This window comes from Lactobacillus fornicalis, assembly GCF_055362665.1.
Window position 1 is genome coordinate 25,629 of the sequence record NZ_JBLTIM010000005.1, and the last position, 26,584, is coordinate 52,212.

Here is a 26,584-nt window from a genome sequence, read left to right on the forward strand (position 1 = left end):
TATCACCTAAATTGTATTAAATTTGTTTTATCTTTTCTTCTAGCATATCAAAAAAAGCTTGCATTGCAGCAGAAGTCTGACTATTTTTTCGCCATACTAATACATGTCCACTATTTTTTTCAATATTAAGTGGAACAAACACCAAATTGGGATTTGGTCTAACTGATAAAACACCATCAATTCCTAGTGTAGCATATTCCCCCGTTTCCAAAAGCCAGCTAATGTTGGAAGATAAATTAACAAAGCCTTTGATATTTTCTAAATTCATTTTTATTCCCAAACTTGCCTCTAAATCTTGATTTATAATTGAACGCTTAGGAATAATCAAATTGGTGTCTTTTAATTCAGAAACAGAGATTAGTCTTTTCTTAGACCAAGGATGTTTTTTTCCAACAATAAGTCCCCATTGCTCATAAATGGGTAACTGCTTTTGAAAATATTTAGTGCTTTCAACCGGTTCAAGTAAAATAGCACAATCTATTTGCATCATATCAAGCGCATTTTTTAAATCATCGCTATATGCACTATATAATTCAAATTGCAGTTTGGGATACAAAATTTGTAGCTGTTTAAGGGCCCTCTCAACTATAATCGAACACTGACTTTCAACTAAACCAATCTTTAATTTACCAGAGATGTCCGGCCCACTATTTTTAACTTCTTCAGAAATATCATCCCAAATCTGAAGTAAATTTTCTGATTTTCTAGCTAAGATTATCCCAGCATTAGTTAGACCAAAATGTCCTTTTTGAGTACGATCTAATAACTCCTGACCCAAATCTTCTTCTAATTTTTGTAATTGCCGACTAAGAGTTGGTTGCGTGATATGCAACTTTTTAGCCGCTTCTGTAATATTACCAGTTTGTGCAACTGTTAAAAAATATCTTAATACTCTTGTGTCCATCATTATACCTTTTAAGCATTAATATTCATTTACTATAAGTATTTTACATTAAAAAAAGCCGTAATTAAAATATGAATAAATAGATGCAAGAAGGGAGATTATCATGAAAAACGATAAAAATATTTTTGGAATTGGACAAGAAAATGTCGATTATGCGCAATACTTTGATGGTAAAAGCTTTTTAAATGGCCTTATTAGTCCCCAAGATAATATTCCATTTTCTGTAGCCAATGTAACCTTTGAACCTGGATGTCGCAACCATTGGCATGCACATACTGATGGTTTCCAAATTTTATTAGCTACAAGTGGTGAAGGTTGGTATCAAGAATGGGGTAAAAAGCCACAGAAGTTATTGCCTGGAGATGTAGTTGTTGTAAAACAAGGGATTAAACATTGGCACGGTGCGGCTAAGAATTCAAGCTTTAGTCATTTAGCAATTACACAAGGACCTACTGAATGGTATGAACCCTTATCTAAAAATGAATATGATAATTTAGACTAGGAGGTAAACAAATGGTTAAACAAACTGCTGGAAGAGATCAATTAGGAGATTTCGCTCCTGAATTTGCACATTTGAATGATGATGTTTTATTTGGTGAGGTTTGGTCTGATGAAAAATTAAGCCAACGTGATCGAAGCTTTGCCACAGTGACTGCTTTAATTAGCATGGGAGCTTTTGAACAGTTACCATATCATATGCAAAAAGCAAAAGAAAATGGTATTAGCCAAGCTGAAATAAGTACCTTAATTACCCATCTTGCCTTTTATGTTGGCTGGCCAAAAGCATGGTCCGCATTCAATATCGCTAAGAAAATCTATTAATAAAGAAAAAAATCTCGCTAAGTGAGAAATTCAAATTTGAAATTTGAGTTTAAATACTTAAACGAGATTTTTTATTTTAAACTTTAAAGATAAATTTTACTTATCTTCTTTTTTCTTACGGCTAACTAATCCTAAAGCCATACTCATACCTAAACCAAGTAATCCAAGTAAGCTTGCATTTGTCTTGCTTTCACCTGTTTGAGGTAATTTTTCTGCCTTAGTAGCTGAATTTAACTTGTTAATTCTTCTTGCTGCAGACTTAGCAGATTTGAAGTTTCCTTTAACCACATTAGTTTTAGTTAGACTTGGGTGAATTTCAGGCTTAACATTTTCAGGATGTGTGTTTGCTGCAGGCTTTGGATTTGATGTAGGAGTTGGTTCTGGTGTTGGGGCTGGACTTGGTTCTGGAGCAGGAGTTGCAATCTTTTCATAAGTTACGGTGAAGTGCTCGTCCTTTGCAGTTGCTGGGTTTAAGTTTTCATCGTCAATTGATTGAACAACCTTGCCGTCAGAATTCTTGATCACAGCCTTGTAGCCGTCGACTGAGTCAACTGATATAGCGTTGAACTTATTTTCAACTTTAGGATCGTTATCCCAAGTGATGGTGCCGTCAGGGTTTTGACTGCCGCTGAATGTAACAGTTTGAGTCTTAGTGCTTGGCTTTTCACCAGGCTTAGTGATAGTAACGGTTCTAGTTACTTCTCTTGAAACGAGTGGTTCTAGAGACTTACCTGTTGGAAGGTAAATTATGTCAAAAATTTCATCTTGGCTGTTTTCAGTTACTTCTTCAGCAGGGATGCTTGTTACATCGTGAGTTTGACCATCGACTGTTTCAGTAATCTTAAGCTTGAAGCCGTCAAGTAGTTCAACATTTGTTGCATCAAAGCCCTTCTTATCAGAAGTCCAAGTACCTTCCTTAACTGTCTTGCCAGTAACAAGGTCGATTGAATCTGTCTTATTAAAGGTTACTTTCTCTGTTGTACTTACAGTCTTTTCACCAGGCTTTGTAATATTAACAGTTCTTGTTACTGTCTTAGTTTCTGTATCACCAGCTTTGGTACCGTGTTGAACATTAATGGTATAAGTTGCATCGCTTGTTCCATAAGTGGTTGGGATTGTTTGATCATTTACAATCTTATAACCCTTATTTTGTAAGTTTTTCTTTACTTTGTTCCAATCATATCCAGTATCAGTGTTTGGATCACCTTTGCCACTAAAGCCATAGTAAGTCAAATCAGTGTCGGTATCGTTGTCGTGAACTGTAACTGTCAAGCTATGTTGAACAACTGTGTAGACTAAATCATCTTCACTATTTGCTTGTTCATTTGCGGCTGCAGTTACTTTGTCATTTTCAACTTTGAGCCCCTTCTTGGTAGTTGAATTTGCTACATAGCCATCAATTTGTGGAATATCGATTGCATCATAGTTTTCTGATGAAGCTTTCCAGTCAGTGGTTCTTGGATCCTTAACGATTTGACCATTAGTCTTATCTACATAAACGGTTCTTGTCCAGTCGACACTCTTGGTAATTGAAGCATGTAAGACTTTTCCATCTTTATCTAAGAAGTGAAGCGTGAAGGTGTAGGCCTTCTTGTATTGGTCTTCGCTTGGCCACTTTGGTCCTTCTGGATCATTTGGATTAATTGGAGTGCCAGGCTTTTCAGGATTATCTGGTCCAACCGGTACTACTTCATGTTCTACATGGATGGTGTAAGTTGCATCGCTTGTTCCATAAGTGGTTGGAATTGTTTGATCATCTACAATCTTGTAACCCTTATTTTGCAAGATTTGCTTTACTTTGTTCCAATCGTATCCAGTATCGGTGTTTGGATCACCCTCGCCTTTGAAGCCATAGTCATCCAAATCAGTGTCGATATCGTTGTCGTGAACTGTAACTGTCAAGCTATGAGCATTTACAGTGTAAGTTACGTAGTAGACTTCATTTGCTGAATTAATTGTTATGTCATCATTTTCTGGGATACTCTCAACAACTTGACCAGTAGCGGTATCCTTATGAATTACAGCAGTGTAGTTAGGCTGATCATCTGGGGTATATCCAGCTAAAGTACCCTTTTCAGGAGTCCAAGTACCATCTGAAAGCTTATCACCATTTACTGCATCAAGCGTTGGAGTTCTACTGAATTCAACTGACTTTTCAAAGACCTTTGTTGGTTCAGTTTCTCCTGGATTAATTGCGTATACAGTTCTTTTTACTGTCTTAGTTTCCTTTTCTCCATCCTTTGTACCATGCTTCATCTTGATAATGACATCGTTGCCATCAAGAACTACCGTTGTTGGCACTTCTCCAACTGGAATATAGCCATCTTCAGGCGTCTTACTCTTAATTGTGTAAGTTGAACCTTCTTGACCACCAGCATTTTCACTTTGAATAACCTTGTATCCGCCGTACCCCTTATCACTTGTATCAGGAGTTTGAGTATCTACCCAGTAGATGGTTTCTGAACTTTCAATTGGATTGTAAGTTACGTAGTAGGTTTCGTTTGGAGTATCTGCATTGACATTGGTCTTAGCTATAATGCTATTAACTTCTTGACCATCTGCGCTGTCTTTGTGAATTACAGGGGTGTAATGATCAACCTTATCTGGAGTAAATGCATCCCAACTACCTGATTCTAGAGTCCAAGTACCTGAATCAATAACTTTAGTATGATCAACAGCATCTACAGTTGGCGTTCTGGTAAAGGTGATGGTTTTGTCATATTTCTTAGTTGGCTCATTTTCACCAGGCTTAGTTACATAGACGATTCTAGTTAAAGTCTTTGTTTCTTTAGTCCCCTGCGTAGTACCATGCTTCAACATGATGTAGACGTTATTGCCATCGACTGTGACGCTCTTAATGTCTACTTGATCATCAGCTAAGACATAGTTAGTTGGAGTTTTCTTAGTCAAAGTGTAAGATGAATCTTCAATTTGACTTGGAGTGTCTTCACTTTGAACTACCTTCAATCCCTTTTGACCTGCTGGGTCTTGAGTTTCTGTATCAAGCCAGTAGACGACCTCACTCTTATTAATTGGATCATATGTTACGTAGTAGGTTTCATTTGGAGTATCTGCATCAACATCGGTCTTAGCAGCGATACTGTCAACGACGTTACCGTCAGCGGAACCTTCGTGAATCACTGCTTTGTAGTGAGGAACTTCATCTGGGGTAACTGCCGTCCAACTAGTATCGTTATCTTTTGCTACCCAGGTGCCTTCGTTAACAACTTTTGTTGGAGTGACCGCATCAACAGTTGGAGTTCTAGTGAAGGTGAGAGTCTTGTTATATTTTACAGTTGGCTCAGTTTCATCAGGCTTAATTTCATAAATAGTTCTATTTACTGTCTTTGTTTCTTCAGTCCCCTGCGTAGTACCATGCTTCAACATGATGTAGACGTTGTTGCCATCAACTGTAACACTAGTAACTGGGGCTTGACCATCAGCTAAGACATAGTTATCGGGAGTTTTCTTAGTCAAAGTGTAAGATGAATCTTCAATTTGACTTGGAGTGTCTTCACTTTGAACTACCTTCAATCCCTTTTGACCTGCTGGGTCTTGAGTTTCAGTATCAAGCCAGTAAACTGTCTCACTCTTATTAATTGGATTATATGTTACATAGTAGATGTCACTTGGAGTATCACCAGTTGCATTATTAATTTGATCAATACTTTGAACAGTTTCGCCATCTGGAGTGCCCTTGTGAATCACAACTTTATAATGATCTTGTGGTGTTGGAGTATAACCATTAATTACCGCAGAATCTGGATCCCAGTCACCATGTTCAATTTGACCATTTACTGCATCAACCACATTATCACGGGTAAATTCAATTGCAGTATTTACTACCCTACTTGCCTTAGTTGCATTTGGTTTAGTTACATAAACAACTCTAGTAACAGTTCTAGTTTCTGGCACTTTATTTGTGCGGTGCTTCAACTTGATAATGACGTTATTACCATCGACAGTAACGCTCTTAATATCTGCTTGACCATCAGCTAAAACATAGTTTTCTGGTGTTGATTTAGTTAACTGGTAAATACTTCCTTCAAGTTGTTCTGAGACTAGTTCACTAGCAACAACCTTGTATCCTTCTTGTCCTGCTGAGTCTTTAGTTTCAGTATCTACCCAGTAGACAGTTTCACTCTTCTTAATTGGAGCGTATGTTACGTCAAATGTTTCATCTGAAGAACCAGCTGTTACAGTTTCAGTTGGAATTGCAGTTGCAGAGTCATCGGCCTGCCCATTTTTACTAATCTTAGTGGTGTAATGGTCAACTTTAAGATCATCTTCAGTTAAACCAGTGAACTGATCACTATCACTAGTTCTGGTCCATTTTCCTTCAGTAGGTTGATTAGTTACTAAATCAGTAGAATCGGTCTTTGAGAAGGTTACAGATTGCTTAGTAGTTTTAGTTTCTTCACCAGGCTTAGTGATGTTGATAGTTCTAGTAATAGTCTTAGTCTCAGTGTTAGTACTAATCTTGTGCTTCAATCTAATAACAACATCTTGACCGTTATTAGTGATCTCAGTTACTTGGTCTTGTCCGTCAGCATAGTCATAATTTTCAGGTAATTTATCCAATGTGGCTTTTGTGCCTGGATAATCAGTTACATCTTGCTTTTGAACTAACTTAAAACCATCTTTACTATCACTACTAGTATCTGGAGTTTGAGTATCTACCCAGTAGACATGTAAAGTAACTTGAGCTGGACCAACACTCACATTAACAATTTCATTCACGGTGATATCGGCAGTATCACCAGCAGTTTGCTTTTGGTTGATAGTATTAATTAAGTCATCAACACTAACTTCCTTCACGCCATAAACGCTATTGCCCTCAGAATCAGTTTGCTTAATGATTGGACTTTGAATATTATCAGCTGACATTTCAGTTGCTGGAATTGTTTCCCCGCTGACTGGATCAGTGGTAAGCTTACGACCGTCTTCATCAGTGACTTCAACTTTAATTAAATCGCCACTTTGCACTTGACCAAAGAGGTACTTGTCCCAACCACTAGTTGTTGGGGTTACCATTTGCCATTTGCTATATTCTTCAACCTTGCCTGTTGCTTCGTTAACAGTTGCAGTTCTATATAACTTAAGTGTTTCAGTTTTACTGCCAACTAATTGCTTGTCTTTGTTATAAACATTAATTGTCCGAGTAACCTCTTTATAAAGTGCTTGTTTATCAACGTGTTCTGGATAATTCATATTTGGATTATCTGGAAGCGGTGTGTCAGGAGTCTTGGGACCATCTGGAGTTTTACCAGAAACAGTAATCTTCTTTGATTCAACATAAAAGTCAATTTCTTGTCCACCAGTAGTTGAAACAGTAACTCCCCAACTTAAGTTAGAGCCACTACCATTAGTAAAGACTGGACCGTTAATGCTGTAGCCTGGTTGAACATTAGCTGTGATTAAGTCAGCCGGAATATTTGCTTGAGGGTAGTCTTGGCTAATAATCAAGGAGCTGTCATTTGGATTGTATTCTTTTTCCATTGAAGGAATTTCAATCTTAGTTCCATCAGCCTTAACTAACTTAACTGGGACTTTTACCAATCTGTTAATCCGAATAGTAGCCGCAATTTGTTCATTTGGATTTGCTTTACTATTGATTTGAGTTACTATTTGCGGAGCCATACTATCTGAATATAGCCCGTTTGCCAAAAAGCCTATTCCGTTGAAGTCACCTTCAGCTGTTGTGTCTTGCCCATTTAAGATAATGCGGCCACTTTGACTATTAGCAGCAATTGTTGGTAAATAAATCTCAATGGTCTTAATGATGTTCCAGTCAGTTACTTGAGCTGCACTAACAAAACTACTCAAATCACTGATATCAGACATATTACCATTAAAGTTAAAGTCTTGAGTTGAATATTTAACTTCAGCATTCTTTAAATCATCTGGCAATTGAATTGGACCTGTCAATCTAAAGGTCATAGTTCTACCATATTTATCAGGGTGCTGTGAACCCACATAACCGCCTTGACCACTTGGCAAAGACAAGATGATGTGATTATTGCTTAATTCTTTTGAACTAGTATTAATGACAGAGTAAGCAAATTGGAGGTTTTCACCCTTCTTATTTGTAGCTTGAACTCTTTGACGCCAAATACCGTCGGGACCGGCGGAAAGCGTTACTCCAGTTTCTGAATCACCTAAACCAACCTTGGCGGTAAAACTACCTAAATCATAAAGTTGATTATCGTTTGTAAGACCAAGTAATTTCTTAACATCATCTGAACTTGCTGGGTTAGTCGTCTTGTCCATTGGCGTGGTAGTGTCAATGTAGGCTTTAATGTCGTAGGAACCCTTTGCAGCATCAGGTAAAGCTTGAATCCAAAAGCCTAAAAGTTTTGGTTGACCTTCATCGTCTTTTTCTTGATTTGCAAAGTCATAAGTAAAGCCTGTGCCTTTGTAGTCAACTTTAACAGTGTATGAACCATCGCTATTCTTAAATTCCGAAATCTTTGGCACAACACCTTGGAAGTTCTGGACATAAAGCCCGCTCAGTTTTTGAGCAGAAATTCCCTTTGGCATTACGTAGTAAATAGTTGGTTCATAAACAGTCCCTAACTTAGTGACACTAGAATTACCTAAAGTAGTGTATAAGTAACCAATTTGACCGCCAGGAGCTACTGTCATGGTACCAGTTGATTGCAACTGCAAGGTTGAAGTTTGCTGACCAACAGTTTGATGCAATTCACTAGATGATGTGTAATTATGATTGTCAACTGTTCCGTTTAAACTAAAGCTTGAATCAAGCTTGTCACCTGCTTGACTACCACTGGCTGTAGTAATCTTGCCGTAGAACTTGAAGACTTGATCACCGGTGACATTTGCACCAGTCAATAATTGATCTGGAGTAAAAGTCAAGCTAACAATTGGTGAAGAATCAGTGTTGACGATATCTTCATTAGCGTTAACTTGACCAGTTTGAACGGTATTATCAGCTCTAACAATCCGGTATTGATAAGTCTTAACGCCTGACAAGAACATACCAGCTGATTCAGGTGTAGTTACCTTATAGACGTGCTGATTGCTTGAAAAAGTGAAGCTGAATTGGGCACTACCATTAGTAAAGGAATCAGAACTATTGACGCTATAGCCAAAGCTGCCGATTAAATCATCGTTTTCGTGATCAAGCATCAGAACTTGACTATCACGCTTAGGAGTACTGGTGGTAGTGACATCCCCATAAATACTCTTAATCTGTTCTTTTTCTTGAGTTGATTGTTGCTCAGCTGGTTTTGAAGCAGCCTTCTTAACTTCGTCTTCAGTTGTTTTACCAAGTAAAATATCGACAAAAGTACCATTTGAAGCTGTTTTTGAATAAGTATCTGAGTAATTTACCGTTGCACTAATTACAGCTCCAGTTGGTGTGTAAGCCTTTGTATCTTGATCAGGTTGATCCCCATTAAAGTGACCTACAAAGTAGTATGGAGCAACTGAAGTTTGATTAAGGTCAACACCTTTCCCCTCAGGAATGGTGATGATAATATCCTTACCTACGCCATCTTGGGTAATTTCGGTTCCGTCATTTAAAGTATTTAAGGCATCAGTTGCTGCTTTATTTAATTCAAAGTTCGAGGCAACTGGAATAGTGATGACAGATCCAGCATTAAAGTCCTTTGGCACACGGTTGTAGTTATTAATTCCAATTTGATTGGATAAATCTACTGAATAAGTGTGGTCAGTGCCCATTTTAACTGCATTAGTTCCGCCGACACGCTTGACAGGATTTATGGAAAGTGATGGTTCAACATCGTAGACAAAATCAGCCGGCGTTTGTTCTTTGCCATTTACTTCCCAGGTTACTTGATAAGTGTGTGGACCGACATCTGCTTGAGTAATGTTATAAAGACTCGGATCTATGCCAGTAACATTAGTAGTCTGCAAATCATATAGGTGAAAACTAACATGAAAAGTAGATGTCGCATTCATGGTTATTTTGATAGTCGCACCTTGATTATTACTGTCAACATTGACACTAGCAACAGTTGGTGGTAATTGAGTATCACCATCTTGTTGACCCCATATCCCCTTAAATGGAATATGGACAGAAATTACATCCCCAGCTTGTGCCGAATAGGAAATATTTAGTGTATGTTTTGAAGTTTTGCCATCAAAAGTGTTGTTGTCAAAGTAAACGCCATTTTGTTCTTGCGTGTCATTTGAAGATACACCATTTGTAGTGGCAACTGAGTTTAACTTTGTTTGTTCCAATTTCTTAGCAGCCGTAGTTTGATCAGTTGTTGAAATCGATTTAGCATCCTTTGCTTCACCTTTAGTTTTATCAGCACTAACTGCTTCTTGCTTTACACTACTTTCATCCCTATTTGTAGTTGAACTAGCAGCTTGATCTACCCCCCCATTTTCATTTTGGGTAGTAGTTGTAGCATGCATAGATGCTACTTGTTGATTTGACATATTAGCAGTTTTACTACTATTTTGATTATTTGTTTTTTTATTCTGTTGATCAATCTGGCTTACGGTTTTAGTATCAGTTTCTGTCTCTGCTTGTACATCAGCCTTAACTGAACTTGGCATTGCACCAAAGTAAAAGACTGTTGCAATCAAAGCTGAAGCTAAGCCTACAGAAAACTTACGAAATCCAAAACGTGGCTTTTGCTCAGCCATTTGCTTCATTTTATTTTTAAAGTTATTTCTAGATACTCCCATATAAAACCTCCACAAATTATAGATATCTTTTGTATTCGGTTACAATGCTATTGTAATACTTTTTTATAAACAATAGTAAATATTGTAATTTTTGCAAAATAAAAAACAGTATATCAGCTATCTTTCATAACTAATATACTGTTCAGAATTTAGACTAATTGTAATTGCTTTTCTTCTTGGTATGCAGCATCAATATTACCGCCACCAAGACATTCTTCACCCTTATAAAGTACCAATGCTTGCCCTGGAGTAACCGCACGAGCTGGCTCATCAAAGTATACATCACAAGTCTTGTCAGCAGCATGATACTTTACATGAACTGCAACATCCGCTTGACGATAGCGAAACTTAGCCGTGCAATCAAACTCAACATCATGGTCAGGATTACCGGTGTAAAATGACATCCCACTAGCCTTTAAACTAGTAGCGTAAAGACGTGGACTATCATAACCTTGTTCAACAATTAGTTCATTTTTCTTAAGATCCTTACCTACAACAAACCAAGGTGCTGTTGATTCTTTAGTTGAACCTAACCCTAAGCCTTGACGTTGGCCAATAGTATAGTACATAAGGCCTGAATGATTACCAACCACATTGCCATCAGGAGTTACCATTTTCCCTGGCTTTGCTGGTAAAAATTCACTCAAAAACTTCTTAAAGTTTCTTTCCCCAATAAAACAAATTCCAGTAGAATCCTTCTTCTTAGCGGTTGCCAAACCAGCTCTTTCTGCAATTTCACGCACTTGTGGCTTAGTCAAATTTGCTAATGGGAAAATAACATGCTTAATTTGTTCTTGGCTCAATTGACTTAAGAAGTAAGTTTGATCCTTATTACCATCTTTTGGTAGCATCATGTGAGTAACACCATTTTTATCTTTAACGGTCTTAGCATAATGTCCCATGGCAATATAATCAGCATCAAGACTCATCGCAAATTCTAGAAAGGACTTGAACTTAATCTCAGTATTACACATAATATCTGGGTTTGGAGTCCGTCCCTTCTTATATTCACTTAAGAAATATTCAAAAACCCGTTGCCAATACTCTTTTTCAAAGTTAATTGAGTAATAAGGAATTCCAATTTTGTCAGCTACTCTTTTTACATCTTCATAGTCTTCAGTAGCGGTACAAACGCCAGCGTCATCAGTGTCATCCCAATTTTTCATGAAGACACCCACAACATCATAGCCTGCTTCCTTGAGTAAAAGTGCAGATACGCTTGAATCAACGCCTCCACTCATCCCAACTACAACTCTAATCTTGCTATTGTCAACCATTAAATCCCATCCTTTATAGTGGCTTAATAATCTCGCGCTCAATCAAATCTTTCAAAATAAAATTGAGTAATTCAACCGTTGGCTTTAACTGTTGATTTTTGAAAATATTTACCTTTTGCAAACCATTTTTATCAGTAATCACCATTGTTAAATGATCCAAGTCTTGATTAATAGTCATCTTCAACTTGGTTGGAGCATTATAAGGTGATTCATTATATAAAGGGTGTTCATAAATAAAATTACCCTTTGGTGACTTAACAAAGCCTACATCAATCAAAGAATAACGCTTAACATTTTCATTGATTGTGAACTTTCTTGTATCACCATTAATAATTACGGTATTTGCCATCGTTAAAACCTCACTTACAAATTATAAGTTACTTACTCAAATAAAGCAAGTTTATACTTTTTGTAGACGCAGAGCCATCTTAACTAAAGCTTGGGCAAATGCTTCTACTTCTGCTTTTTTTGTTAATCTACCAAAACTTATTCTAATCGATTCTTCGATTCTTGGCGAATCTGCTCCATACATTGCAGTTAAAACATGAGAAGGTGTGAGTGAGCCGGCAGTACATGCTGATCCACCTGAAACAGCAAAGCCTGCCAAATCTAGGTTTGTCAGCATAACATAAGTTCCAATGCCAATTAGGTGCAAGTTCAAAGTATGATGCGAAACCAAACCAGTTAAACTGCCATTGATTTCATATTTAATATGGTTTGCATCTAATGCATCGAGCACAATTTGTTGGAACTCTTGATAACGTGTCTGTTCTGCTACCCGATCAACAGCTTGTAAAAGCTTAATCGCTTCACCAAAACCAGCAATGCTTGGTGCATCAGTAGTTCCAGCTCGTCGCTTTTTTTCTTGTTCTCCACCGGTAATCAAACTTGGTAAACTTAATCCTGTTCTTTCATACAAGAAGCCAATATACTTTGGTCCATTAATCTTATGAGCACTAGTTGACATAAAATCAATTTGCATTGCTTGTACATCAAGCTCAATATTACCCAAACCTTGAACTGCATCAACATGGAAACAGATTTTAGGATTATATTCATGAACGATTTGCCCGATTTGGGCTAAATCATTAATCGTTCCAACTTCATTATTAACTGCCATCGTCGATACTAAGGCAGTTTTGGCACTTAAGGCAGCTTTCAAATCAGCTAGACTAATATGTCCACTTTCATCAACTGGAAGATAAATCACCTCAACTCCTTCAGCCTGTAATTCTTTAGCTGTATTTAAAATTGAAGGGTGTTCAATTGCTGTAGTTATTATTTGACAATCATAGTTATGTTCTTTAGCAATTCCGCGTAAAACTGTATTGTTTGATTCGCTACCACCTGAAGTAAAAATAATTTCATCGTCATTTCTTGCATTAATGAATTTGGCAATTCGATGCCGAGCTTGATCAACCACTTCAAGCGCCTTTCGGCCAAAAGCGTGTGTGCTGGAAGGATTACCAAAATTTTCGGCTAATTGCTTAGTCATTTCAGCTACCACAGCCTCTGAGACTGGAGTAGTTGCTGCATTGTCTAAATAAACTAACTTTCTATCCACAATTCTCACCTTTAATCTTTATCGCTTTAAATATGAAATAATTAAATCAGCTGCTTTTTGTCCAGCTTCCTTAACAAATTCCTCAAAGCTTTCATTAGCATCTTCATCTCCATTATCGCTAATTGCTCGCAAAGCAATCAATGGCTTATTGAAATGGTATGCCACTTGGGCAAAACTTGCTCCTTCCATTTCAACTCCAACAGCTTCAGGAAAATTAGCTTTAATGACAGTTTTAGCTGCTTCTGAGGCAATAAATGAATCACCAGTAACAACTAATCCTTCTTTAAAATTAAACCCTCTAGTCTTCAAGAAATCAATAAATTGAGCTCGTTCAGTACTTTGTAAATCAAATCTTGCTGGTTCGCGCGGAATTTGACCTTCTACATAATCACCAGCCGCAGTATTATGAGCGTCATGATAAGCAAAACTATTGACCACAATTACATCTTTTTTCTTAATTTCAGGTTTTAAAGAACCAGCTGAACCAGTCATGATGATTAAATCAATATCAACCCTAGCCAATAAATTGCTAAGGTTCATAGCAGCATTAACTTTCCCAATTCCAGAAAGTCCTAAATAAATTTCATTTTCATTAACAGAAAAATGTTCGAACTTTGTACATCCGAACATTTTTACCTCTCTGTCATGAAAATGCTGATAATAAAATTCCGCCTCTTCAGGCATCGGAACTATCAAAGCGATTTTCATATTGACTCCTTATTTATAACTTAAATAGTGCCACAAAGACTAAAACTAACAATCCTAAAACAATCCCGATTGCAATATTCAATCGCTTTTTTAATCGATCAATTTTTTCCTCACGAGTTAATTCAGGATTTCTTTGATACTCTGGGCTATTTACATCTTGATTTATCCCAGCTTCATAATCTTCTTTGTTGAATTCTTGAGATTTCTTATCTTTTCTAAAAAAATCTGTCAACAAAGAAAAAGATTTAGATTTATTATGTTTGCGTTGATAATCTGCTCTTTTTTCAGTCATTGTTTTCTTTTGAACCTGATAAAATCATATTTTCCCAGACTGTAATGGCATAAATAGTCTTGGCATCCACAATTTTGCCTTCGGAAAGAAGTTGCTTTAATTCACTTAAACTATACCAATGAGTAGTTAAAAACTCATCTTCGTCCAAGTTACGCTTATCTTCCAATCTAGTTAAAGTATCACAATAAAAGAGATACATTTTCTCATCACAAAAGCCAACTGAAGAATAAAATTCTGAAACTTTTTCCCAGTATTCTGCCTTCAATCCGCCTTCTTCATTGAGTTCTCTTTTCATTGCATCAAGTGGTGATGCATCAGTTTCATCGATTAAGCCAGCTGGAATTTCTAAAGTCAAATCTTTTATCGGCTCACGCCATTGTTCAACTAATAACATCTTGTTTTCAGAATTTATAGCCATAGCTGCAGCTGCAGGACGATGTTTAACAATTTCTCTAGTAGCAGTTTTTCCATTTGGTAAAGTAATTGTTCTAACAGATAAATCGACAATTTGGCCTTTAAAAATCTGTTCTGAGGCGATTTCTTGTTCACGTAAGTCCATTAGTATCCTCCTTCACCATTATCAATGTAAACATTAATGCATTGAAGACCTTTTTTACCTTGTGCAAGTTGATAACGTACACGCTGTCCGATTTCTAAACTTTTGTATCCAGCTTCTTTTATTGCAGTATAAAAAACAAAATAAGAAGCCTTAGTTAAATCATCATCAATAAAACCAAAACCGGCAGCAGAATCGAATTGTTTAACAGTTCCTGTACGCATTAATCTTCAAATCCTTCCTTTACTGCATCAGCAAAGTTTTCTTCAACAATTTCTGCACAACGACCACAAAGCTTTGGTAAGTTGGCATTATTACCTACATCAGTTCTTGTCATTCGACAACGATCACAGACTGTACCTTCTGCATGCTTAACAACCAACTTAGCAGTTTCAAATTCTTCAGCATTATCTGGAGCTTCACTATCTAATACGTTAAGCTTTGAAACAATTAAAATTTGTCGCATATCAGCATTCAATTTATTGAACATTGCCTTAGTATGTTCAGTTGGATAAACATCAACACAAGCTTCAAATGACTTACCAATTAATTTGGCATTTCTTGCTTCTTCAAGTGCCTTTAAGACGTCATCTCTAAATTTCATAAATTCAGACCAATTTTGCAATAATTCTGCTTCATTGTCAAAACTTTCGACTTGTGGCATATCACTCAATTGTACATATTCTCGGTCTTCTTTTAGATAACTCCATGCTTCTTCCATAGTATGTGGCAAAATTGGGGTCATTACCTTGGTAATCTTTACTAATGCATCATAAATTACTGTTTGCATTGCACGTCTTGGAAGTGAATCTTCACCTTCAATGTATAATACATCTTTTGCAAAGTCCAAGTAAAATGCTGAAAGTTCATTTGAGATAAACTTAAATACCATTTTATAAACATTAGTAAAGTCAAATTTATTATATGCTGCTAAACAGTCCTTCACTAATTTATTAAGAAGAACTTCCATATATTGATCAATAGAACGTAAATCTTTATATGCAACACGATTAGCCTTAGGATCAAAGTCACTAGTATTTGCTAACATGTAGCGTAAAGTATTTCGAATCTTTCGGTAACTTTCCGCATTTTGTTGCAAAATTCCTTTTGAAACAGCAACATCTGATGTAGTATCTGCTGAAGCAACCCATAAGCGGATAATTTCTGCCCCCATTTGCTTAACAACATCATTAGGTGAGATTACATTACCAAGTGACTTACTCATCTTGTGTCCTTTATCATCAAGTACAAAACCTTGTGAGAGAATTGACTTGTATGGAGCATGGCCACTAACTGCAACAGAAGTAATCAGACTTGAATTAAACCAACCACGATATTGGTCACTACCTTCAAGGTAAAGATCAGCTGGATAATGAAGTTCAGGTCTTGCTGCAAGAACCCCTTGGTGAGAAGAACCAGAGTCAAACCAAACATCCAAAATATCAGTTTCTTTTTTGAACTTACCATTTGGTGAATGTTCTGACTTAAAGCCTGCAGGAAGTAATTCTTCAGCAGTGTGAGTATACCAAGCATTTGACCCTTCTTTTTCAAAAATCTGAGCAATGTGTTCAATTGTTTCTTTAGAAACGATTGGAGTGCCATCTTCTGCGTAGAAGATTGGAAGTGGAACACCCCACGCTCTTTGACGAGAGATTACCCAATCACCACGATCTTTAATCATGTTGTAAAGTCTAGTTTTACCCCAACTAGGTGTAAAGTTAGTCTTTTCAATTTCAGCTAAAATTTGATCTCTGAACGCATCAACTGAAGCAAACCATTGAGTAGTTGCACGATAAATAACCGGCTTCTTAGTTCTCCAGTCATGTGGATATGAGTGAGTAAAGAAGCTTAATTTAAGCAAAGCTCTCTTTTCTTCTAATTGCTTAGTAACCATCTTGTTAGCATCATCATAGAAAACACCAACCAAGTTAGGATCTGGAATGTCTTTAGTATAACGACCTTGGTCATCCATTGGTGAATAAACAGGAAGGCCATATTTTTTACCAACATTGTAGTCATCTTCACCAAAACCAGTTGCATTGTGAACTAAACCAGTACCATCTTCAGCAGTTACATAAGTATCATTCATTACCAAACTAGTTTTGTCATATAATGGATGTTTAACGGTCATCCGATCAAAGTCAGTACCCTTAAATGTATCAACAACTTCATAATCTTGCCAATCAAGATCTTCGGCCACTTTTTCTAATTGACTAGTTCCGATAACAAATTTACGTTCTTCACCAGCAACCTTAATTAATGAATATTCAAATTTAGGGTTAACAGTAATACCAACGTTAACTGGAATAGTCCAAGGAGTAGTTGTCCAGATAACCATATAAGTGTCATTATCTAAAATTCCCTTACCATCTTCTACTTGGAAAGCGACGTAAATAGCGGGAGATTTCACATCATGGTATTCAACTTCTGCTTCTGCCAAAGTTGATTCACTAGATGGTGACCAATAAACTGGCTTCAACCCTTTATAAATATAACCTTTTTCAAACATTTTACCGAAGACTCTAATTTCTTCAGCTTCAAATTTAGGTTGTAAAGTGATGTAAGGATGATTCCAATCAGCCATCACACCAAGTCGTTTAAAGTCAGTTCTTTGCTTGTCAATTTGCTCCATCGCATATTTACGACAAAGCTCACGATATTCAGCACGGTCCATTGTCTTACGATCAACACCTTGCTTAGCAAGTTGTTGTTCAATTGGAAGACCATGTGTATCCCATCCAGGAACAAATGGCGCATAAAAGCCAGACATATTCTTATAACGAACAATGATATCCTTAGAAATCTTATTTAAAGAGTGACCCATATGAATATTACCATTAGCAAATGGAGGACCATCATGTAAGTCAAAACGAGGTTTACCTTCGTTAAGTTTCAATCTTTGTTCATATAACTTGTTTTCTTCCCATGCTTTTTGCCATTCACCTTCTCTATTTGGCAAATTACCACGCATTGGGAATTTAGTTTTACCTAAATTAAGAGTATCTTTGATTCTCATACTTTGTTCCTTTCTAAATAAAAAATCTCGCCCTAGTCTTAGGACGAGATTAACCGTGGTACCACCTAAGTTGGACCTACACAGCCCCACTTAACATGCTTATCGCGCATAACGTTAAACTAAAATAATAGCTGATCGACTCCAAAAAATTATGTTAGTCTCGCACCATCACTAACTCGCTGATTCTTTCTTTGTCTTACTATTAAGTTTAAAAAATTAATTATGATCTTTATAATCATCAGGAAAAACAATTGTTACATCTGAATCATTTGTATTTTCTTGATCATTCTCTGGCTGACTTGTTGATAAAGGCACTTTATCAGCATCTTTGTCATGTTCCAAGTTTACGCCAGATTGGCCCTTATTGTCAACTGTAGGAAGTGAAGCAGTAGGAATTGGTTCTCCACCATCCGATGGATAAATTCTTTCTACATTTGTAGCAGCATCAAGATAATATTGCCAAGTATTATCATCTAATGAATCAATTTGTTTCTGAAGTTTTGCACGAATCTTATATCTAAAATCTGCAACTTGTGTTTTTAATCTTTGATAATCATTTTTTAAAGTATCATTTTGATAAACTAAGCTTTGATTTTCAGAAGCTGCTTGATTTTTAGCATCTTCAACAATCTTTTTAGCATCTTCTTGTGCTTTTTGTCTTAATTCACTAGCATCTTTTTGTGCCTTCAAAACTTCATCATTGATTGTCTTTCTAAGCTCATCTAGTCTATCTACTTCAGACTCTAATTCTTTAATTTTATTTTTTAAAGCCACATTTTCATTTTTTAAATCAACATTGTTATCTAGGCAATCACCATAATCATCAACAATTTGATCTAAAAAACTATCCACTTCATATCTGTCATAACCCTTATGTCCACGTGGAGTGAACTCTTTGTTATGAATATCCATTGGTGTTAGTACAATCTTTTCTTCTTGCTGAGCCACAAGTTTGCCTCCAAACGATACTTCCCTTTCCGGGTATTTGTTATATTTGAGATTTCTATTCTCCCATAATGACGTACACTTAGCACATCATTCACTGAGATTATTATATTAGAATTATCAATTTTATGCCAATTTAATTTGATATTTTCCTTTTCTATCAATTGTTTGACAATATTTCTACTAGACTTTGTCAGTGCAGCTAATATTGCATCTATTCGCAAAGAATTAACAATGATTTTAGTATTTTGAATATCATCTTCAATATTGACAATTTGCTTTAATGAAACCTCATTTAAGCTAACCGCAACTTTGCCTATCCTTTTTATCTCTTGACAAACAAAATCAGCCATCGCTTCTGAAACAAAAAACTGCCATTTGCCTTTTCCATCAGTAATGATATCCCCTAAACTTGACAAATTAAGTCCTGAACCTACCAATGTACCCAAAATTTGACTATGAGTAATGGTAGCAAATTTATGATTATAAGTTATATTGATTAATTTCAGTTGAAAATTTCTAACATCCTGATATTCCCAATCATTACGAATAATTGCTCGACATTTTTCTGCTCTATCATATCCGCCAAATTCTTGAACATAAAAATCATCTTGCGCAAGTTCTTTTAAATTCGCTCTAGCTCCTGGATCCAAGAAATTAGTTAATATTTCCTCTTTTCCATAGCAAACCTGGATTAAATAACCTGATAACTGAGAAATATCGTCATTATCACTTTGAGAGCGTAAAAACTGAGCACGCTTTTTTATTTTTTCGCTTAATAAAATATTTTCATTCATTATTCATATATAAATAAAAAATAGTGATTTACATCACTATTTTTTAAATCAATTTAAATGCTAACTGAGTAAGCAAATTTTGAATGATATAAATAACAAAAATTGCTAACACAGGTGAAACATCTACACCGGCTTTAATCGCAATTGTCTTTAAAAAACCAATCCTGAATAATCCAACATAAGGTTCAACAATTTTATTTAGATATCGACCAACTACTGAATTATATAGAAAGGGCAACCAACTAGTAATTGCATTTAAAACAATTAAGATTGTATAGATATATAAAAGCCAATTAATTACACTTATAGTACTTAGCAAAAAATTAATCATTAACTCAACTTATCCTTTTTTTCAACTAATTCGGTAATCTTACCATCAGTTTCAAATTTAGGAGGAGTTGCTAAGAAAATTTTATCGCCAACTCTTTGAATTTCACCGTTTAGAGCATAAACAGTACCAGTAATAAAATCGACAATTCTACGTGCTGAGTCATCATCCATTCGACTAAAATTGATGATAACTGCCTTATTACTAAGTAAGTTTTGAGCTACTTCTTTAGCATCTGAATATACGCGTGGTTCATATAAAACAATTTTGCTTTGTGGTACACTACCAGATTTTATAGAAACCACGTTATTTCTCCCCTTATTATTTAAATGATCAGCGATTTCAGTTGGAACTTCTACTTCATTCAATTGTGATGAAGCAGAAGTTGCTTCTGGAGCATATTCATCTTCAGCACTACTATCACTGATACCGAAAAAACTACTAATTTTCTCTAATGCAGCCATAATTATCACCTTTCATTATTGCTGATTACGGTGTCTAAAGAATGGAATGTCACTACTATTATCACCATTGTCAGCACTTGTCTCAATTTGCGAGATACTATCTTGATCGTCATTATTAAATGTGTCAAAAGTATCTTGCTTTTTATTTACTACACCTTGATTTTTAACTTCCCGGCGATTGTTATTATCATCTAAATTCCACACATCAATTGGATTTACCATTGATTCTTTTTGATGTGATTCTTCAGCTACTTGTGGCTTTTCAGAAAGCGTTTCAGCAACTTGTGAAGGTTCTGCCTTAACTGTGTCACTTGTTTCTACATTTTGAGGTTGTGGAGCTTGATTTACTTCAATTTCAGGTTTAATGTCAACACTTGGTCGACTTACTGTCCGATGATGGCCTGGCAATTGCTTTGAAGCTTCTTCTTCGGCCTTTGAATCAATACCAGTTGCAATAACAGTAACTACAACTTCATCCCCTAAATTAGCATTGATTGAAGTACCAAAGATAATATCTACATCATCTCCTGCAGCTTTAGATACAATTTCTGAAGCATCTTGTGCTTCAAATAAAGTTAAATCAGGACCACCTGTAATATTCAAAAGAACTTGCTTAGCACCATCAATTGAAACTTCAAGCAATGGTGAAGAAATGGCAAGCTTTGTTGCTTCAACAGTTCTATTTTCACCGCTTGCTCTACCAATTCCCATTAAAGCAGAACCTTGGTTTTCCATGACAGTCTTAATATCAGCAAAGTCAAGATTAACGTAATCAGTTGAAGTAATCAAATCTGAGATACCTTGTACCCCTTGACGCAAAACATTATCTGCTTCTTTAAAGGCATCCATCATAGGTGTCTTCTTATCAACCATTTCTAATAGACGGTTGTTGGCAATGATAACTAAAGTATCAACATATTGCTTCAATTGAGCAATACCAGCAGCAGCATTTTTGGAACGCTTAGGTCCTTCAAACGTAAACGGACGCGTTACGACCCCAACGGTAAGTGCACCAGTTTCTCGAGCGACTTTAGCAATTACAGGAGCTGCGCCTGTACCTGTTCCACCACCCATACCTGCAGTGATGAAAATCATATCAGCACCTTTTAATGCTTCTTCAATTGTTTGTTCACTTTCTTCAGCAGCTTTTTGTCCAACTTCTGGATGTGACCCTGCACCTAAACCTCTAGTAAGCTTAGGTCCAAGTTGAATCTTATTTTCTGCTTTATTACTATTTAACGCTTGAACATCAGTATTAGCAACGATGAAAGAAACACCTTGTACTCCTTCATCAATCATGCGGTTTACAGCGTTACCACCTGCACCGCCGACACCAATAACTTTGATGACAGCATTCTTGTTGTCGTCTTGATCGAATTGGAAATCCATTTACTAAACCACCTTTAATCAAAGAAATTCTTAAAGAATCCTCTGATACCCTTTTTACTATTTTCTGACTTATTTGCACCATCTTTTTCACGATCTACGCGTGGCGCTATAGTATCATTATAAGCTTCTTTTGTGTTATTTTCACTAACTTCTGCATGTCTTTTAAAAATATTGATACTATTTTCACTAAATTCAGCTAATGGATTTTCATGGGATGCAGAAGTCCCATAAATTACACCATTAACAAGCAAATCAATATCATTTAAGTTATAAACATAGTTAACTACACCATATGCAGCTGCATATGCAGGATTTCTTAATCCCATCTCATCAGGTTGATAAACACGTGTTTTAACTTCAAAATGCTTTTCAACAGCAGATTGCAATCCTTGCAACAAAGTCATGCCACCTGTAATTACCACCCCACCAGGTAATTTAAATGCATCATGAGAAGCTAATCCTTTACCAATTCTACCCAATATTTGATCCATTCTAGCAGCTATAATTTGACTCAAATAATTTTCATCAACAGTTTCTTGTTCACTTTTACCAACTGTTTTAACAGAAAATTTATCTTCAGAAGATGTCAATTCAGGATCAGCTGAACCATAATCGAGCTTTATTTGCTCAGCGTCTTTTTTGGAAGTCCCCAGAACTACAGAAATGTCCTTGGTTACATCTTCTCCACCTTCCAAGTCAATTGTGGCATACTTAATTTTATTTTCATGAATTACAGTAGCAGTTGTTGTTCCACCACCTAAATCCAAAATAACTGAACCAAAGGTTCTTTCTCCCTCATCAAGAGCAACACTTGCAATTGCTAACGGTGTTGGAATAAAGAAATTATTTTGATATCCTGCTCGTTCAATTGCTTTTTTGATATTATGTAAATCACCTGTTGGAGCAGTAAGCAATATTCCATGTACTTCTAAAGAATGTGCAATCATCTTACGAGGATCATCAACATCGGTTTTTCCATCTAACAAGAATCTGCTAGGTAAGAAGGCAATTGCTTCACGACCTGATTTTACCGCTTGTTTAATTGCAAGTTCTAAAACCCGTTTTACGTCTTGATCACTAACTTCTCGGCCATCTTCACCAATATTAATTAATCCAGTTGAAGTTTCCAATTGAAGCATACCTACTGGAATTCCTGTTACCACTCGATAAATTTTGGAATTTGTTTTTTGCTCAACGTTCTTCAATGCTGAGGAAATCGCATTAGCTGTTTGATCAATATCAACAATTTTTCCTTGGCGCATACCTTTATTTTTTTCTTTGACTGCACCAATAACTTGAATTTCATTGACTGAAGCATCGGCAACAACTGCTTTTACAGAATCCGTACCGATATCCAAGCCAACGATTAAGCTTGAATTACTCACAATAACGCCCCCATGAATCCTTCTTATTACAAATATACCATAAACTTTGTGAAGTTTTACATAAGATTATGTAAACGCTTATTAAAAACCTAAATTTTTCTTTTCACTATCAGTTAAAGGACGTGAAAAGGCCCCAATTTCTAAATCAATAATACTTTTACTACTTAAATTGCTTTTTATCTGTGGATAATACGTGATTTTTTGAGCAATAGTATCTGTATTTCCAATAATAATATTGCCATCTTTCATTAGCAACACTATTTCACTTTTACGTGTGCTTTTTCCATTAATTAAACTAATTTGGTTTCTTAACTTAGTTGGAATAGCTTTTAACGCTTTTAAGTCAGTAAACAATCCAGATTTGCTTGTATAACCAACAAATATTGGCAATGACTTGTTAAGCTGACTCTCTGTTAAACTTTGTCGAGCTATTTTTTTATTATTCAAAATTTTATAATATCTACCATTTTGATTTACATAAGCTAAAGTACTATATTCTTGCAAATCTAACTTGATTTGATTTAGACCCGCTAATTTTAATTTAGCAGATTTAATTTCTGGATAATATTTTTTAAGTTTGCTTTCGTATGTGTTTTTACCAAGCCAATAATCAATTAATTGGTCCTCAGCTTTAATACCTGATTTTTTAATAACCTCTGTCGCATCCAATTCTGGGGCTCCAACGACAATTATTTTTTGCAATCTTGTATAAGAAGATACATAAATTCCTAATCCCAGAATTGCAAGAATTGAAATAATTATTATTGCACCTAAGCGTCTTCTTAGAGCTTGTTTTCGCTCATTATTAAGATTAGTCAGTGAATCAGATGCTTTTTGATTAGTTCGATTAGTAATATTATTTTTATTTTTCTTATAATCAAGGAAATTATCCAAATCCTTTTTGGGATCTTTTTTAGTAATTCTCCTATTAGTCATCTGTTCTCCTCCAAATCTTAAAGAAGTTTTTTATTTGTTTGCCTGTAGTGCCTTCATAACTGTAATTATTTGATCTGCTGAATCAGGAACTCCTAATTTCTTAGAAGCTTTACTCATTTTAGAAGCATATTCTGAATCAAGTAAAATATGATCAATTGAAGAGACAAAATTATTTGGATTCAAATCATTTTCAGGAATTACTAAAGCGGCCCCAGCCTTCTCCATATCTAAAGCATTTTTCATTTGATGATTATGAGTTACATTAGGACTCGGTATCAAAACCACTGGAACACCTAACGCAGTAAACTCAGCTAAACTTGTGGCTCCAGATCTTGAAACAACGCAAGACATTTGTGGTAATAAAGCTGGCATATTATCAATGTAAGGTACGATTCTTAAATTTTTAGGAATATCTTTACCGGCTAATTTTTCTTTTACTGAACCATAATAATATTGGCCAGTTGCCCAAATAACTTGATAAGGTTTTTTAGAAAGTTCAGAAAGTGCTGATTCCATTGCTCGATTGATTGCTAATGCTCCTCTTGAACCACCAAAAACTAACACTGTTGGCATTTGTGGATTCAAAGACCACTTTTGAGCTAAATCAATTTTTTCAAGATTTAAATTCAAGACTTGTTGTGAACGTGGATTCCCTGTCTGAATTAATTTCTTCTTTTCACTAAATTGCTTTGCTGCATCATCAAAAGTATAACAAATCTTATCTACATAATGTCCTAAAAACTTATTTGCTAAGCCAACAACTGAATTTGATTCATGAATTAATGTAGGAATCCCCATTTTAGCCGCTTCATAAACAATTGCACCTGAAACATAGCCACCTGTACCTAAAACAACATCTGGTTTAAATTCAGAAATTATTTTTCTAGCCTTTTTAGTTGCCTTCATAAAAAGCTTGATAGTTTCTATATTTTTAATTAGATTTTTTCGACTAAAACCTTGAATTTCAATTGTCTTAAAATTAATCCCAGCGCGAGGAACAATCTTGGATTCTAATCCTCTTTCTGTTCCCACAAACAAAATCTCATCATCATTTGAAATTCCAGTTTCTTTTAGACGTTCAATAATTGCTAAAATTGGATAAATATGGCCACCTGTGCCACCACCTGTAAATATAACTCTCATTTTTAATTCAATTCCTTTATGTATTCCATGAAATAGTCTCCACGTTGTTCAAATGTCTTAAATTGATCCCAAGATGCACAAGCTGGAGAAAGCAATAATACATCACCAGGTTTAGTTAATTCATATGCTACTGGTACTGCTTCTTTCAAAGTATTCACAATTTTTATTTCTTTAATACCTGCTTTTCTAGCTGCGTCAGCTAAAAGATAACGCGTTTCACCATATAAAACAACAGCTTTAACATGCTTTTTCAATAGAGGAACTAGAGAATCAAAAGTAAATCCACGATCTAATCCACCACCAATTAGCACCTCTGGTTCAGAAAATGCTTTTATTGCAACTGTAGCAGCTTCAATATTAGTTGACTTAGAGTCATTATATACTTTCACGTCATTGATAGTCGTCACATATTGTAATCTATGTCTTGCTCCAGCAAACGTAGATAAAACAGCTTGGATATCAGAATTTTCTGCTCCCATTAATTTACTAATTGCAATCGCAACCATACTATTTTGTAAATTGTGTCTGCCTGGCAATTTAATATCAGAAATTTTCATAATTTTTTCTGATTGTGATTCCAAATATTCATCACCAACAAAGTAACTAGCTGAATGATCGTTCATACTAAAAGTTTGGATTTTAGCCTTAGTAGTAGCTTCTTCTTTAGATAAAATTTCTTTTTGATCAAAGTTTGCAATAAAGTATTCATCACATGTTTGGAACCGAGTTACATTTAATTTAGCCGCAATGTAATTTTCCATTGTCTTATGATAATCAAGATGGGTCGGATAGATATCAACAATTGCTGCAACCTTTGGTTTTATATCTGTTACACCAAGTAATTGGAAACTTGATATTTCGACAACTAAGACATCATCTTTGGTTGCTTTTTGAACCACTTCACTAATCGGAACTCCGATATTACCAACAGCATAAGCATGATGACCACTTTTTGCTAAATGATGGTCAATAATTTCACTAGTTAGCATAACTGTTGTTGTTTTACCATTTGAACCAGTTACACAAACAAAAGGAGCTTCACTTGCACTTAAAGCAATTTCAGGTTCTGTAATAATTGGGATTTTTAATTCAGACGCTTTTTGAACCATTGGATTTTCGTAAGGAATCCCTGGATTTTTAACAAAGAAATCAAAATGTTCTTCTTCAAGCAAGTCAACCGGGTGATGACCACCAATTACTCGAACTCCCATTTTTTCTAATTTTTGTGCATGTTCATTATCAGTTAAATCTTGCTTATCATTTAAAGTGATTTTGGCACCTAATTTTAAAAGTAATTCACTAACTGCAAATCCACTCTTACCCAAACCTAAAACTAAAACGTTTTTACCTTGATATGTCTTAATGTCCTTCATGTC

General features: G+C 35.6%; 21 protein-coding genes. 2 read left to right on the forward strand and 19 right to left on the reverse strand.

Annotated features, from left to right (window positions below; translation table 11 throughout):
• Positions 1–16: 16 nt before the first annotated feature.
• Entirely contained in the window at positions 17–904 is an 888-nt protein-coding gene (locus ACNDLV_RS01225) for a LysR family transcriptional regulator (protein ID WP_034535743.1), read from the reverse strand.
• Positions 905–1,007: 103 nt separating this feature from the next.
• On the opposite strand from ACNDLV_RS01225, the gene ACNDLV_RS01230 reads away from it, so the two are divergent.
• Together ACNDLV_RS01230 and ACNDLV_RS01235 are read left to right on the forward strand one after the other, a co-directional pair.
• Positions 1,008–1,406, forward strand: coding sequence for a cupin domain-containing protein (locus ACNDLV_RS01230; protein WP_006586575.1), 399 nt, complete (start codon positions 1,008–1,010; stop codon positions 1,404–1,406).
• Between the two features lie 11 nt (positions 1,407–1,417).
• Positions 1,418–1,726, forward strand: coding sequence for a carboxymuconolactone decarboxylase family protein (locus tag ACNDLV_RS01235; protein ID WP_006586574.1), 309 nt, complete (start codon positions 1,418–1,420; stop codon positions 1,724–1,726).
• Between the two features lie 96 nt (positions 1,727–1,822).
• On the opposite strand, the gene ACNDLV_RS01240 is transcribed toward ACNDLV_RS01235, so the two are convergent.
• The 18 genes from ACNDLV_RS01240 to murD form a co-directional block, all read right to left on the reverse strand.
• Complete coding sequence (locus ACNDLV_RS01240) at positions 1,823–10,408, reverse strand: mucin-binding protein (protein WP_006587188.1); 8,586 nt, start codon at positions 10,406–10,408, stop codon at positions 1,823–1,825.
• 149 nt (positions 10,409–10,557) lie between these two features.
• The gene (mnmA, locus tag ACNDLV_RS01245; protein ID WP_498882907.1) at positions 10,558–11,685 is read right to left on the reverse strand and encodes a tRNA 2-thiouridine(34) synthase MnmA; all 1,128 of its coding nucleotides are present in this window, start codon (positions 11,683–11,685) and stop codon (positions 10,558–10,560) included.
• A gap of 13 nt (positions 11,686–11,698) precedes the next feature.
• On the reverse strand, positions 11,699–12,034 hold the full coding sequence (locus ACNDLV_RS01250; protein WP_006586570.1) for a DUF1831 domain-containing protein: 336 nt from the start codon (positions 12,032–12,034) through the stop codon (positions 11,699–11,701).
• A gap of 51 nt (positions 12,035–12,085) precedes the next feature.
• On the reverse strand, positions 12,086–13,249 hold the full coding sequence (locus ACNDLV_RS01255; protein ID WP_006586569.1) for a cysteine desulfurase family protein: 1,164 nt from the start codon (positions 13,247–13,249) through the stop codon (positions 12,086–12,088).
• Positions 13,250–13,267: 18 nt separating this feature from the next.
• Positions 13,268–13,957 (reverse strand): 5'-methylthioadenosine/adenosylhomocysteine nucleosidase, encoded by a 690-nt coding sequence (locus ACNDLV_RS01260; protein WP_006586568.1) that lies wholly within the window; start codon positions 13,955–13,957, stop codon positions 13,268–13,270.
• 13 nt (positions 13,958–13,970) lie between these two features.
• Positions 13,971–14,249, reverse strand: coding sequence for a hypothetical protein (locus tag ACNDLV_RS01265; protein WP_006586567.1), 279 nt, complete (start codon positions 14,247–14,249; stop codon positions 13,971–13,973).
• Positions 14,242–14,808 (reverse strand): NUDIX hydrolase, encoded by a 567-nt coding sequence (locus tag ACNDLV_RS01270; protein ID WP_006586566.1) that lies wholly within the window; start codon positions 14,806–14,808, stop codon positions 14,242–14,244. Before ACNDLV_RS01270 ends, ACNDLV_RS01265 begins: the two co-directional genes overlap by 8 nt.
• Positions 14,808–15,029: a cold-shock protein gene (locus tag ACNDLV_RS01275; protein ID WP_006586565.1), complete on the reverse strand. Its 222-nt coding sequence runs from the start codon at positions 15,027–15,029 to the stop codon at positions 14,808–14,810. The genes ACNDLV_RS01270 and ACNDLV_RS01275 overlap by 1 nt, the downstream gene beginning before the upstream one ends.
• Positions 15,029–17,821 (reverse strand): isoleucine--tRNA ligase, encoded by a 2,793-nt coding sequence (gene ileS / locus ACNDLV_RS01280; RefSeq protein WP_006587186.1) that lies wholly within the window; start codon positions 17,819–17,821, stop codon positions 15,029–15,031. Before ileS ends, ACNDLV_RS01275 begins: the two co-directional genes overlap by 1 nt.
• 216 nt (positions 17,822–18,037) lie before the next feature.
• On the reverse strand, positions 18,038–18,769 hold the full coding sequence (locus ACNDLV_RS01285; protein ID WP_006586563.1) for a DivIVA domain-containing protein: 732 nt from the start codon (positions 18,767–18,769) through the stop codon (positions 18,038–18,040).
• Positions 18,739–19,563 (reverse strand): YlmH family RNA-binding protein, encoded by an 825-nt coding sequence (locus tag ACNDLV_RS01290; RefSeq protein WP_006586562.1) that lies wholly within the window; start codon positions 19,561–19,563, stop codon positions 18,739–18,741. The genes ACNDLV_RS01285 and ACNDLV_RS01290 overlap by 31 nt, the downstream gene beginning before the upstream one ends.
• A 43-nt stretch (positions 19,564–19,606) precedes the next feature.
• A complete protein-coding gene (locus ACNDLV_RS01295; protein ID WP_006586561.1) occupies positions 19,607–19,894 on the reverse strand; it encodes a YggT family protein in 288 nt (95 codons plus the stop codon).
• Positions 19,894–20,355, reverse strand: a complete 462-nt coding sequence (locus tag ACNDLV_RS01300) for a cell division protein SepF (RefSeq protein WP_006586560.1) — start codon at positions 20,353–20,355, stop codon at positions 19,894–19,896. Before ACNDLV_RS01300 ends, ACNDLV_RS01295 begins: the two co-directional genes overlap by 1 nt.
• 15 nt (positions 20,356–20,370) lie before the next feature.
• The gene (ftsZ, locus tag ACNDLV_RS01305) at positions 20,371–21,744 is read right to left on the reverse strand and encodes a cell division protein FtsZ (protein ID WP_006586559.1); all 1,374 of its coding nucleotides are present in this window, start codon (positions 21,742–21,744) and stop codon (positions 20,371–20,373) included.
• A gap of 14 nt (positions 21,745–21,758) precedes the next feature.
• Positions 21,759–23,129 (reverse strand): cell division protein FtsA, encoded by a 1,371-nt coding sequence (gene ftsA, locus ACNDLV_RS01310; RefSeq protein WP_006586558.1) that lies wholly within the window; start codon positions 23,127–23,129, stop codon positions 21,759–21,761.
• A gap of 81 nt (positions 23,130–23,210) precedes the next feature.
• The gene (locus tag ACNDLV_RS01315; RefSeq protein WP_006586557.1) at positions 23,211–24,065 is read right to left on the reverse strand and encodes a cell division protein FtsQ/DivIB; all 855 of its coding nucleotides are present in this window, start codon (positions 24,063–24,065) and stop codon (positions 23,211–23,213) included.
• A gap of 30 nt (positions 24,066–24,095) precedes the next feature.
• Positions 24,096–25,208 (reverse strand): undecaprenyldiphospho-muramoylpentapeptide beta-N-acetylglucosaminyltransferase, encoded by a 1,113-nt coding sequence (gene murG / locus ACNDLV_RS01320; RefSeq protein ID WP_006586556.1) that lies wholly within the window; start codon positions 25,206–25,208, stop codon positions 24,096–24,098.
• A gap of 2 nt (positions 25,209–25,210) precedes the next feature.
• A complete protein-coding gene (murD, locus tag ACNDLV_RS01325) occupies positions 25,211–26,581 on the reverse strand; it encodes a UDP-N-acetylmuramoyl-L-alanine--D-glutamate ligase (RefSeq protein WP_006586555.1) in 1,371 nt (456 codons plus the stop codon).
• Positions 26,582–26,584 lie beyond the last annotated feature (3 nt).